The 13,181-nt window shown below is 38.6% G+C and carries 10 protein-coding genes; 4 read left to right on the top strand and 6 right to left on the bottom strand.

The window, feature by feature from the left end; translation table 11 throughout:
- Positions 1 to 103: 103 nt before the first annotated feature.
- Positions 104 to 688, top strand: a complete 585-nt coding sequence (locus AAEO56_RS06920) for a DUF6088 family protein (protein ID WP_341696301.1) — start codon at positions 104 to 106, stop codon at positions 686 to 688.
- Positions 681 to 1,634 (top strand): nucleotidyl transferase AbiEii/AbiGii toxin family protein, encoded by a 954-nt coding sequence (locus AAEO56_RS06915; RefSeq protein WP_341696300.1) that lies wholly within the window; start codon positions 681 to 683, stop codon positions 1,632 to 1,634. Before AAEO56_RS06920 ends, AAEO56_RS06915 begins: the two co-directional genes overlap by 8 nt.
- A gap of 306 nt (positions 1,635 to 1,940) precedes the next feature.
- Here AAEO56_RS06915 and AAEO56_RS06910 read toward each other — a convergent pair whose 3' ends face one another.
- From AAEO56_RS06910 to AAEO56_RS06895, 4 genes are all read right to left on the bottom strand, one after another.
- Positions 1,941 to 3,146 (bottom strand): HNH endonuclease, encoded by a 1,206-nt coding sequence (locus AAEO56_RS06910; protein ID WP_341696299.1) that lies wholly within the window; start codon positions 3,144 to 3,146, stop codon positions 1,941 to 1,943.
- Between the two features lie 471 nt (positions 3,147 to 3,617).
- Positions 3,618 to 4,181 (bottom strand): porin family protein, encoded by a 564-nt coding sequence (locus AAEO56_RS06905; RefSeq protein WP_341696298.1) that lies wholly within the window; start codon positions 4,179 to 4,181, stop codon positions 3,618 to 3,620.
- A 90-nt stretch (positions 4,182 to 4,271) separates the two neighbouring features.
- Positions 4,272 to 5,408, bottom strand: coding sequence for a helix-turn-helix domain-containing protein (locus AAEO56_RS06900; protein WP_341696297.1), 1,137 nt, complete (start codon positions 5,406 to 5,408; stop codon positions 4,272 to 4,274).
- 433 nt (positions 5,409 to 5,841) lie between these two features.
- Entirely contained in the window at positions 5,842 to 6,864 is a 1,023-nt protein-coding gene (locus tag AAEO56_RS06895; protein ID WP_341696296.1) for a chemotaxis protein CheB, read from the bottom strand.
- A 593-nt stretch (positions 6,865 to 7,457) separates the two neighbouring features.
- Here AAEO56_RS06895 and AAEO56_RS06890 point away from each other — a divergent pair.
- Positions 7,458 to 8,588 carry a hypothetical protein gene (locus AAEO56_RS06890; protein WP_341696295.1) on the top strand — a complete coding sequence of 377 codons (1,131 nt, stop codon included), beginning with the start codon at positions 7,458 to 7,460 and terminating at the stop codon, positions 8,586 to 8,588.
- An 81-nt stretch (positions 8,589 to 8,669) separates the two neighbouring features.
- Here the strand turns inward: AAEO56_RS06890 and AAEO56_RS06885 are convergent, their stop codons facing one another.
- Positions 8,670 to 10,346, bottom strand: coding sequence for a T9SS-dependent choice-of-anchor J family protein (locus AAEO56_RS06885; RefSeq protein ID WP_341696294.1), 1,677 nt, complete (start codon positions 10,344 to 10,346; stop codon positions 8,670 to 8,672).
- A 362-nt stretch (positions 10,347 to 10,708) separates the two neighbouring features.
- Positions 10,709 to 12,397 carry an RluA family pseudouridine synthase gene (locus AAEO56_RS06880; protein ID WP_341696293.1) on the bottom strand — a complete coding sequence of 563 codons (1,689 nt, stop codon included), beginning with the start codon at positions 12,395 to 12,397 and terminating at the stop codon, positions 10,709 to 10,711.
- A 130-nt stretch (positions 12,398 to 12,527) separates the two neighbouring features.
- Here AAEO56_RS06880 and AAEO56_RS06875 point away from each other — a divergent pair, with 130 nt between their 5' ends.
- On the top strand, positions 12,528 to 13,088 hold the full coding sequence (locus tag AAEO56_RS06875) for a DUF6642 family protein (protein ID WP_341696292.1): 561 nt from the start codon (positions 12,528 to 12,530) through the stop codon (positions 13,086 to 13,088).
- The last annotated feature ends 93 nt before the right edge of the window (positions 13,089 to 13,181 follow it).

Here is a 13,181-nt window from a genome sequence, read left to right as displayed (position 1 = left end):
TGTTGATTCATATATAATCTCTGATATTATAGAGATATGACATTTTGCATGAATTTTCAATAAATATGCATGCATTTAAATCTTATTTCCATAACTTTGTATTATGGATAAGTTACAGCAATTAAAGAAGCATTTAAAACGTGGACAGGTTTACCGCCGGGCTGAGTTGGCCAACTGGTCAAACTCCGTTGACCGCCATCTTCATGCATTGGTTAACGAAGGCACCCTGCAAAAGCTATCTCATGGTCTGTATCATTATCCTGAAAAGACCGTTTTCGGTAAAACACCACCTACTGAAGAAGTATTGGTACGAGGCTTCCTGAAAGACGACCGCTTCCTGTTAACTTCACCAAATGCTTATAATGCACTTGGCGTAGGTACGACACAGCTCTACAATAAGAAAACTGTATACAACCACAAGCGCCATGGCGATTTCACACTCGGCGGTATGACTTTTTCTTTCCGCGTAAAGCCGCATTTTCCTCGCAAAGCCACACCTGAGTTTCTTTTGGTTGACCTCTTGAACAATCTCGATAACTTAGCCGAAGATCCAAAGTTAGTTTTGGAAAAAGTGAAGTATAGAGCTAGCAGCATGGATAAAAGGAAATTGTTGTCTTCTGTAAAGGAATATGGCAGCGCCAGGACAAAAAAAATGCTCGAACCGGTAATGTCGTTGCAGTATGCCTAATTACCTCCACAAACATAAAGACTTTCCGTCGCTATTGCGTATCATCGGTGCCGAATTAGGCATTGATCCTGGCTTGGTCGAAAAAGACTACTGGATTATGCATGTGCTTCATGGCCTGCAAAATCAAGGTTTGGATTTTGAGTTAAAAGGAGGTACATCATTATCAAAAGCGTATAAAATAATAGATAGGTTTTCTGAGGACATTGACATCCACATTAAACCTCCTATTGATTTAGAGGTAGACGAGAATCCAAAAAAAATTAAAGATAAAAGTGTTCAGTCCCGAAAAGAGTATTATGATTGGCTTGCAGATAATATAAAAATTGATGGTATTATTTCTATAGATCGGGATTATGATTTTGACGACCAATCTTATTACCGTAGTGGTGGTATCAGACTATATTATGAACCAAAAACCGGTTACTTAAAAGGTTTAAAAGATGGTATTTTACTGGAAGCCGGATTTGATACGGTAACGCCTAATTCAAAAATTTCTATTAGCTCTTGGGCATATGACAAGGCATTAGCCACTTCAAATGTGTCAGTTATTGACAATAGAGCTTTAGATGTAGCCTGTTATCATCCCGGTTATACTTTTGTTGAGAAGCTTCAAACTATAGCGACCAAATATAGGCAGGAACAGAATGATGCCGAAGCCCGTCCTAACCTTATGCGACAGTATTATGATATATATTCATTATTAGCCAATAAAGAAGTCCAGGATTTTATTGGTACACCGGAATATTTTGAACATAAGAGGACGCGTTTCCCCAAGGCTGATTTTGAAATCCCGATTATAGAAAATGATGCTTTCAGTCTTAACAATCCTGGAATTAGGGAAGCTTTTAGAAAGCGTTACATTGCAACAGCTTCATTGTATTATAAAGGTCAACCTCACTTTGATAGTTTATTGGAACGTATAAAAATTAATATAGATAGATTGTAAATTTTTAGTCAATCTCAGTTTTGTAATTTGTTCATTCATTTTGTTGAGAAATATAATATTTGATATCGACCCACAATTGAGGATTCAATTATAGTCGAAAATGGTTATATTTGTCATTAATTATAGCTCTGTAAAAAAAGCAGGTTTTAAGACGATTTAAATATTTGGTAAAAAGTTCGTGGCACAGTCAAATCGAACTTTTACAAACATAGCAATGATGCGGGTTTTAATATAAAAGTTCGAATCCCTCATCGCCCACCAAAATAAACCTTCAGTGAAAACTGGAGGTTTTTTTGTTTATTTCCTCTACTTTTTATTTTGGATCACTTTAATCCCCTCATCATCTTTGATCATTTTTGCAATAGCCCATCCGGACCAATCAAGTTTTGGTCGTGGGTTATGCGATACAAATATAGTTTGAAAGTGAGCTTGCGAGTTTTGGAGATAGTCTAAATATATCTTAATATTAAGGTCATCAAAAGAATAAAGTGGTGGCCAATCTATTAGCAGTAAAACAGATTTGAATTTAGATATTTCTGTCGCAAAACTTATAGCAATATCAAGAATGACATTTGAGTATTCTGTTCCGGAACAAGAACCCAAAGATTGCGGCCACCAATTACCAATATCTACATTTAACTTATCGACAACATATGGTTTTGTCCTTTTTTCAACGATTTCCATTTTGCGTGTCTTTAATCCGTGTTTGATTCCGGTTGTATTAAGCATTGATTTTACAAACGACCTTTCAAGACCAAAACAATCTGCTATGGTTTTTAAATCATCTACATTTTGTCGAATTTCATTTTTGAGATATAAAACAAAATAATCGTAAGGTACAAAAGGCTGTTTAGATTTACCAATATTAAAGAATAGTTGATTGTTTTGAATATGGGCAGTGAATTTCGAAAGTACTGGATTATCAAGTCTAACTTCTGTAGAGAAATTTACATTTGGTTTATTCCATCGAGAGTATATTTTTTGTTTAAAAACAGAATCCATAATTTCGACAATTGTTGACTTACCAGTTGCATTGCTTCCTGTTATCAAAGTAACCTTTCCTAAATTTAATTCAATAGGGTTTTTAAACACGGTTCCTTGAACTTTTATATGGTTTATCCAATTTATAGGATATGTATATTCTCCAAGTTCAGCTGAAATTAAAAACTCATGCCTGTTTTTATATCTTGTCAACAAATCAGATGTGTATTTATTATCTTTTGCTTTACTATCTACAATTTTATGATGGTTACGGCATAAATAAATACCATTTTCAGGCTTTTTCAATTCATCATCATTTAGTCCGCCATCTGTCCTTGGACCCTTTGGAACTGCGGAAAAAATATGTGCACATTCTCCAATGGTAATTGATTCATGACTAAAAACTCCAGGTCCAACTAGAGTTTTATTGCAGCCAGGAAAACTACATTTAAATCCAGCACGTCTCGCAATAATTTCCTTTGTCTTATCACTAAAATCAATTCTTTGTTTTTTAACTATTATTTTGTTCATAACCTGATTTAGCTTATTAGTTCATATTATGTCCACATTCAAATAATCCCAAATATATATAACTATTTTTCAGGCTTTTCATAAATCATTAGATTATGTCTAATTATATGCTTGCTTTACTTCAAAAAAACATCAACAAGCGATTAGGTATTCAACTACAATCCCTGACACTCCACAGATTTAAAACCTTTAGTTTTCACTAAAGGTTTTTTTATGTAGATAACTTTTTGAATTGATCCGTTTTTCAAAACTTATAGCAAAATTTCATGACATGATCGTAGGACTAAGAACAAGTAAGGGGCATGAAAAAATCCTTATTTTTTGAATAAGGATCTTAGTTTATTATTTAATTTATCATCCAGGCCTTTTAAAGAAACTGTAACATAATCAAACCGGTACAGATCAAACTTGCAAAAAAGCTACTATTTTTCCCGACAGTCCTGGAGAATGAAAGCGATGAATTATTAAGTTTTAGAAAAAGAAATATCCTATCGAAACCTGGAATACACCATTCCTAAATTTGTTATGATCACCACTTACATCGTTGATGTTTGATAATCCAAAATTATACCTTGCTCCAAAATTAAGTCCGTTCTCCAGCTTATAACCAATTCCTAAATTGGCAGCAAAGTCTACTTTTTTAAAACCATCTTTCACATTTGTCCCTTCATTATTGGCCGAAAGTAAATATCCAATTTGTGGTCCGGCTTCAAGGCTCAATCCTTTCACTACATAATATTTTGCCATTAACGGAACGTTTAAATAATTTAATGCAACAAGGTTTCCGTCACTTCCTTCAAAACTGTAACCTTGTCCGGAAAACATAATTTCCGGTTGAAAAGAGAATTTTTGCGAGATTGGGATTTCGGTCATTAATCCAAAATTAAAAGCGGCGACCGGTTCAAGTTTGCTGGTGTTGTCGCCATTAATGTTTGCAATGTTAATTCCTGCTTTTACACCAAATTTAATTTTCTGCGCGTTTGCGTTTGCAAATCCTAAAACTGTTACAACAGCTAGTACCAAAATTTTTTTCATAAAAAAAGTGATTTGAATTATTTAAGTGCAAAATTCAAATAATAAGCATCAGCACGGGTTTCAAAAGCTTAAAAATGGATAAAATGGTACTTATTTACTGGTGTTTTTATATTCATTTGGTGTCTGGCCGGTAGTTTTTTTAAAAGCTTTATAAAAAGTAGTTTTTGAAGTAAACCCGGATTCTAATCCCATCGTCAATAAATTATAGTTTTCATATTCCGAATTCGAGATCATTTCCTTTACAGCTTCCACCCGATATTGATTGATATAATTGGCAAAGTTGTCTCCTGTTACTGCGTTTACGATCTGTGAAACATATCCTGCGCTTATGCCTAGTTTTTCAGCAACTTTTTCTCTGTTCAATGTGCTGTCAGTATAAATGTGCTCCTCTTCGCAAAGTAGTTGCAGTTTTTGAAAATAAAGATTATCTGCTGTTATAGTTTCCTTATGTTCTCCCGTTGTGCTATTATCTGTAATTTGCGCACTTGTATACGAAATAGCCAGATCTGTATGTAGAAAATTATAGATGGCATCTCTGTTTTTGGCAAGTTTGTATTTGTAGATACCTATATAAGCTGTCCAATGCATTATTAATGTTGCGGATAAAGCCACAGCGCTCATAGTAGAAGAAATGTCATACTGAAGTAATAAGCCAGCCAAAGCAGTGATCAACCAGGCAAATAATAACGAAGAAACTATTGTTAATAACGCAATGATCCATTTTTTTTCCTTTTTATCTTTTAAATGTTTTATCAAAAAATAAGAGTAGACCAGTAGGAATGGAATAAATGTTACCGCTAAAAAAAGATGTATCAGACCGAGTATATTAATTAAAGTAATTGCCGACTCAGGAATCTTATAAAAACCTGCAACATGATCAAGGTCACATGCAATACTCAGAACAGCGGAATACGCAAATGGAATATAACACAAATAAGGTCTATGCCTGCTTTTAACAGCATCATCGATGCGATTTATTACAAACAGAAATAAAAAAGCAGGTAACAAAAATACCCACTCGACATCGTCAATAAAGCGTAGAAAAGGATAAGGCGTATATGCACCTTCAATTTCAAGAACATGATTCAGTAAAAGAATGGAAAGTGCAAATAGCAGGTATGCCAGATATTTATTTGAATTACTATTAAATAAGGAAGACCTTAAAATAATGGATCCTATGACTATTCCCTGAAAAATCGCAATATTTAAAAGTGTGGTATAAATCAATTTTTAATGTATGTATAATCGTTGAGGTTGGTTTTTGGTTTGTGCAGATAATCAGTTCCTTTTCAAAACACAGCTTGTTTTATGCGCATTGATAAGGATAACTTCTGAGTGCTTCACACAAATATAAAATTTAAAACATTAACGAAATACTTCACTTTATATTTTCAAAAGCACAAGATAGATATTAAGTGTTCGATTGTAATCCCTGATAGCTTGTTTTCGATAATGTCAAAACTGGTATCAAGTGTTCGAGTATGATCCCTCATCGCCACGAATGCCTTTTGCAATTTGTAAATGGCATTTTTTTTGATTTAACGGTAGATATATAATGATTTAAGCACTAATATTTTAGACTTATCAAACAAATAATGGTAAAGATATCAATAATGGTGTTCGATTGAGGGAGGGATGCGAAATCAGTATAATTAATTTCTTAAGCAGGAATATCGCCGAACGACCCTTTATCGTCAGAAAGTAATATTTTTCTAATTCGGTCTATATGTACTTGTGATAGCTGCGCACGTTCCAGCGCTGACTTTGAGACAGCCCCTTTGTTGTCTTTCGAAACCGTCATTAACAAATTTTTTCTTTCTTCAAACATTCTTAAAGCAGTCCACATAGTTTCTTCAATTTTCATCGTTTGGTCCGCCAATAGCGTAGCAGATGTGTACGCATGGCCAGTATGGCAGCGATATCTGGCACCTTCACCACCGTCAATTTTCCAAAGCACTCCCCCGCATCCCGGGCAATTAAATGGTGCTTGTACTCCTAAAGCATTAACAGATTGTAAATCGCTTGTTACACGTTCGGCAATTTTAGTCTCTATTAATATGTTTTTGGGAATTGGAACACTTTTTTTAATTTTCCGTGAGATCAATTGATAAATTAAACCACCCATCTCGTTTATTGGAACAACATAGTCGACAGGAACCTGATTAATTGCATTTTTTGGCATATCCGGATAATCAGCATCTTCAGGATCCTGTACAACACAAATCCCGCCACATTCACGGATCACTTTTAATCCATCCGTCCCGTCGTCAAGATAACCCGTAAGTAAAATCCCTAGCACTCCCGAACCAAAAGCAACCCCGGCAGAACGGAACAAAGGATTAATTGCCGGGCGTGAACGATTCTCGTGTGCACCTTTTGTTATCAATAATTTCTGATTCAAATCAATCATCATATGATGATCGGAAGGTGCGAGATAAACATGTCCAGGTGAAAGACCTGCTCCATTAATTGCATGTATACAATTAAGCGACGTTGCTTTGTTCAGACTGTTGATTAAAGCATTGCCAGCCGCATCAGCTGATATATGCTGGACAACCAAAATAGGTACAGGAAAGTCTGGCTGAAGCTGAGATAATAATTTATTTAGTGCGCTCATACCTCCAGCCGACGTGCCAATCACAATTACCTGATTTGAGGCATACTCTATTTTGGAATTTAACATTGGTTTGTTTTCAGATTACTCATATAAAGATACGGTTATAGTTTCAGCTTTAAAATGTATTGAATAATTTAATATTTATTGATTCAGCATCCTCGATTTTCGATGTTTTTCAGCTCTTTGAGGAGATGCAGGCTTACTGGGAATCTGAATGCATTTACAAGTACTACAGGAGGCGAATACCGTGATTTAGGCAAACTTCCCTTTCACGTAGACTAAGTGCTTATATCATCGGGTCAAGTGTTTGACAGAACCCCGATACATTAAAACATTGACTTTCACATTCGCTATCAATATTATTAATAACTATTTTCTAAAGTATAAATAACACGTGTGCAATTTCACAACATAGTAATTTGCCTATAAAATACTTTAAATCAAAATGTTATATTTTTAAAACTAATTAAATAGATTCAGGATAGGCACAAGGTGTTCGAACGTGTTCCCTGACATCCCACAAGAAACTCTTCAGGAAACTGAGGAGTTTTTTTATGTCGTAAAAATTTTGGCTTTCAGGCAGCAAAATGTTTTTATAATTGTCCCTTTTAAATCACTTACTAAATCCTGATATTAGCTAAAACTTTACACTGCTGCAAATGACTTTAAATACTGTGATCATAGTAGGGGTAATACTATTAGCTGTTATAAGGTATATAGTGATACGTGGCCTCCGAGTTAGGGCAACACGCAAATCAGGATATCAGGACATTATCAGCAACGTCCAATCCCGGATTGCCAAATCAAATGGCGCTGCCATTGAACAATTTTCACTGGAGAACCTTTCCCGTGAAAGTAGCCAGTCCGATAGTTACAACAATGCCGACTTCGTAAATAAAAACTGCACATCGCGTGAGGATTTTATTGTCAATGATACTATCAACGAATTTGACCTGAAAAAGCTTGCCGACCTCAACGGCATACAATTGCAGATACAGAAAGGCTGGTACCCGATACTTATTGAACTTATCGTGGAATTGGATAAAAAAGGCTGGAACCGGGAGGTTTCCTGCATTAAGGAAAAATTTGCCTCACTCAGGTTTTATTCCAATACCGAACATCAGGACATCATAGACAAATTTGAGCGGCGATCAGAACACGTTTGCGAAACATGCGGCAAGCGGGGTGAGATTCGCTACCATTCGGGGTGGGATTATGTAGCTTGTAGGAAACATTATCTGGAAAATCGTGGAAAAATCACACCCGGAATTGACAGCTTTATCCATAACGGCAAAACCTACAGCCTGGATGATATAAAAGACATGCACTTTGAAGATAAGGATCACAGGGACAACTACAAATTTTTAATTGCCGAATTCTATAAAAATAAAGTGGAACACCCGGGATGGAAGGATAACAAGCTTTATATTTCAAATAACATTATTGGGTTCGGAAATTTTTTAAGCCACCTGCCCGGCAACTTACCAGGAATCGACTATGAGTATGTAAAAAAATTCATCGATGCCGGTTTTTGCGAAGTATGCGGCTATGAAGCAGTTTATAATGAGGAGTGCGAATGCTGCGAGAACAGCACTTGGGAAAGTTATCAACGAAAATGGAAAAACTCACGTGAGGAAAAGCGGGAACATATAGTTTATAATCAGATTAGATGGACGCTTGACGAAGGTGAAAAATATGAAGCCCTGCAAAAAAATTATCCGAAAGACCCGGATTACCGTATACTTTTTACGGATGAAGAATTCCACGAATATAACCGCGATGATGAATAGGTAACATCCTGATTTGACTACTGCCAAAGAAAAACGCCACTGTTATCCAATGGCGTTTTATTATTATCCGGCTTTATCAGCTTATTCTTTTACAAATTTTGCATTACTGCTGCCCATCTTCAAAATATAGATACCGGCAGGCAATGCGCTGACATTTAGGGTAGCATTGTTTAGTTTCTCATGCATTATAACCCTGCCCGTCAGGTCATAAATTTCGGCATTGGTGTCTTCTATTGTGCCTCGTATAGCAACATTCAATTCATTTTTTACAGGATTCGGGTAAATTGTCCATGAATTCTCAATATACTCTCCATGATCAGGATCGTCCAATACTGAAAACTGGAACCTTGCACTCACAGGAAGGTGGTCGGATGTAGTATTGTAATAATTGGAAATCGCCTGAGGCACACTTACTTCCTGTGCAGCGCTGTTTGCTACATAATTGCCCGCCAATTCGTTAGAAATTATGATATTCTCAATAATACGGTGCGTTCCCCAGTTGGTGTTTGTATCTATGATATCCTTGGTTATCCCATTGTAATTAGTTGTGTCATCAGTGAAATTTTTAAATGGCGAAATGCTGCAACTACAGCTGTTGCTCGACGTCCCTATCAGGTAATCATTAAAATCGCCTATCACTATTACGTTCTTCGTATTGTAAGCGCTTCCGTCAAGTATTCCCTTCAAGCCTTCGGCTCCTCCCTTTCTGCGGATGTAGCTCTCACCGCCATCGTTATTATCTTCGGCCTTGGCATGGATGTTTACAAGGGAAACGGGGATCAGTGTGCTGCCCGCAACCAGTTTTACATTATATAGTGTCGGGAAGCGGCCGTTTGTCCAGTTGTATGAATAAGTATTCCCCTGCGAGCCGTTTCCGTTACTCAGCTCAGAAGAATTAACAAGCTGCACCTTTGATTTTTTGTAAATGATACCCTGTCTCTGGTTACAATCGCCGGTATTAGAAGGCGCAATGGCCCCGCCCCACTCGTTTCCTAAGATGGACACCAATGTTGCAATAGAAGGCTGTGAAGATGTATTGATAACTTCCTGGATGCAATAAATATCAGAGTCCATTGCAATCATTGCCGCAGCAACGTTATTTATCTGCTGGGTTTCGTCGGCAGGGCCGAACAGTGTACAGCCAAGCCATTCGGTATTCCAGTTCGTTATCTTGAAAACAGCAGTATTAGGATCTTCGCCGGTAACTGTCACATTTTTTATTTCCCATGTCGCGCTTTGGGCCGAACTGCTTTTATAACGGAAAGCGATACGTGAGTTTGCAGACTTTGCCGCAGCAGGGATAACCAGCCCACCTGAAGAAATATAATCCCATGCGTTTGCGATACTTTGGTTCAATCCGAGGTTGACCCATTGTGTTGTGGCAGGATTGCCGGTATAATTGGCGGTGGCAAATGCTTCATACCACTCCTGGTTTAGCCCGGCATTAACTAACGCTCCCGGTCCGCGGGTGTGGCTGAAAGTGAGCTGCGCGTTATTTGCCTGCAACAGGTTCATTGGCGAGCTGATAAGCCAGTCTTCATTTTCAAAGCTCTGGCCTCCAGAGTACCCGCTGCATACTGCGCCATACTGTGCACTGAAATTCCATGTTTGTGCGCCTGTTACGCTCACTGCCGTAAAGGTATTGAAGCTTTGCTGTGTCAGCAATGTCTGGTCGAGAATTGTAGTTTGCGCATGCACCCTGGTTAGGCCAAAGCACACAATGGCAAGCACAACAATAAGTTTGTTTAATTTTTGCATTTGTAATAAAGGGTATAGTTCGTTCAAAAATGGTTGTGATTTTCGTTTTTAACTGGTAATTTCCGGCAAATATATATGAAATTAGGTAAATGCTTTATCTATGTTGGGGTACAGCATAGAAACTGATTGTACGTAAAGTAAAACGTACAGCCTTGAGGGCAAAACTTCCAGCATTGAAATACTTTTATTTTTTTTGATGGAATGCCCTAAATCCGTAAGGATTCACAATGTTTTCATCCACATTTTAATCAAAACAAAAGTACCCCCGGTGCCATTATTCGCCTCTTAAAACCTATATTATGAAAAGGTTAATTTATTTTTTAGGGATTTACGCAATGTTATAGCTAAGCCTCGCAAATACCCTAAAACCCCTCCCCCACTTCAAACTTCATAACTTCGTTAGTTACCGGATGGGTAAACTCAAGGTACGCAGCATGCAGGTGCAGCCTGTCCGCAGCCGTCCCGTAGAGGTCGTCGCCAATGATAGGCGCGTTCAGCCCGTCCTCGTGGGCAGCGTGCATCCGGAGCTGGTGTGTACGTCCTGTAAGCGGCCAAAAGTGCACTTTAGTTGTCGCCTCATTCCGTTCGATGACTTTCCATTTCGTGATGGCCTTTTTCCCGAATTCAAAACAAACCAGCTGCCGTGGCCTGTTATCAAGGTCGCCACGCAGAGGAAGGTGTATCTCGCCCTCTTCCTCCATTATCACTTTCGAAAGCAAAGCCGTGTAGCGCTTGGTTACCGTTCGTTTCAGGAACTGCTTCTGGATATTTTTATGGGCTTCCTTTGTTTTGGCTACAACCAAAAGCCCCGATGTCGCCATGTCCAGCCTGTGGATGATAAGCGGTTCGATGGTGCCAAATGCAGCTTTCAATCGTGAATAAACAGAATCCTGTATGTTGATGCCCGGCACAGAAAGTAGTTCCGCAGGCTTATCTACTATTACAAAACTATCATCTTCATAGATGATATTGAGTTCCTTGCCTTCGCCCGGGTTGTTTAACAGCGGGTCTTCGTCTACCTCCATCCCTTCAAGCATGTGGGCAAGAATAGGCTTGCATTTTCCGGTACAGGCAGGATAAAACTGCTTGTGTTTCCTTATCTCCGATTTTGGCGGCGCACCCCACCAGAATTCAGCCATGGCAATGGGCTTGTAGCCATTCAGGAACGCATGCTGCAAAAGTTTAGGGGTCGCGCACTCCCCTGCGGCGGCAGGCGGTTTGCCAAAAACCGTATCGCTGAATATAGCGTGGAGGCTTTTCTTTTTGTTGTTTATGTTTAGGAATTCATATTGCCCGAAAAGCTGTTGCTGTAAAGCGGCCGATTTTTCTTTTCGCTCCTTTTTCAGGAATTCAATCCGGTCGTCAAATTGCGCCAGGGCAGCTTGTGCTGCTTCCAAACGCTGTTTCCAGTATGCCGAAAGCAACCTTGACTGGTGCCTGTCGTTCAGGCTATGCCGAACCAGGTAGGCTTCCAGGCGGGCGAAATGCCGCTCGTTCAAAAGGCTTCGCTGCTCTTCCCTGAGTTTTTTCCGCTCCTCTTTATTGTTTTTTAACGTATGCTTAAGCGCCACTGCTTCCCGGACGGATTCGGCAGATAGCCGCTCAAACTCCTGTTTGAGGTTCCTGTAATTTTCATCCGATTCGATTTCCTTAACCTGATCGTTGATGGTGTTAAGGATATTTTGTTCCTTCAGGAAAAAGCTGTTTTCAATAAGCATATCAAATACGGGCGGGACGAAACCCGAATGCTCATTGGTACCGGCCAGCTTTCCTGAAAAGGCCGATAAATAGCCAAGCTTTCCTTCCTTATCCCGAATAACCAGCACGCCAAACATTTTCCCTATAACAAGCCCCTGCCCATTCTCTGTAAGGCCGAAATTATGATCCAGGCCGGCTTCGGTTTCCAAATAGTGCTGGAGTTCAGTGGCAGCGATCTTCGTCAAGGGGTGCGGTTCATAAAAAAAAGGAAAGGTAAAGCGGTCCGGCAGCGCTATTCCTTTTACAGAGCTGTCAGAAAAATAGGAAACATAATTTTGGCTGTTATGCGGCAAGGTTTTTTTTGCGAAAATAATAGATATTCCGGCAGGTAAACCGATATGAAACAATTTTATTCTGATTATTTTTATACTCCTCAATTTATCCTCCGCAGCAAAAAAGCCGTATAAGGATTAAAACCGACTTATGGATTATGACAAATTTATCTTCTGCCTCGAGGCGGTTCCCGATATCGAGACAGAAGCAACTACCGAAACCGTCCGGAATTTAGAGCAACTTGCTTTTGACCAGGGCATTGACAGCATTTACAAAACCTGCGATACCATTGAAGGCCTGGAAGACAGCCTGAATGCCTTGCTTTACGAAGATCATAATTTTAAGAATTATGAGATCATCTACCTGGTCATGCAGGGCGAGGGAAATACCATTTGCCTCAACGATTATTATTACAGCCTTGAAGAGGTCGCTGAAATTTTTGAAGGCAGGATGAAAGGAAAAATCGTGCATTTTGCCAATGCAAAAGTATTGGACCTTACCAGTGAAGAAGCACAGTATTTTTTAGACATTACCGGTGCGCGGGCTATATCGGGATACGGGACGATATTTGATACGGTAACCAGCAGCAATCTCGATAAAGCTTTCTTTAGCCTGTTTGAAGATGAGGACGATATGGTTGAAATTGTAAAAGAACTGCATGAAAAGCATTACCTGTTATGCAAAATGCTTGATTTCAGGCTGTATTATTAAAGAAATCATTTTACCGGGTTTGTAATTTTTTAAGATGGTTTTGGTAATTCCCTCCTGTTATTTAGATTATATTTGAAAGAATCTACCAGAGAC

The sequence above is a fragment of the Flavobacterium arundinis genome (assembly GCF_038289855.1).
GTDB lineage: Bacteria > Bacteroidota > Bacteroidia > Flavobacteriales > Flavobacteriaceae > Flavobacterium > Flavobacterium arundinis.
This window is presented reverse-complemented; position numbering and strand designations above follow the sequence as displayed.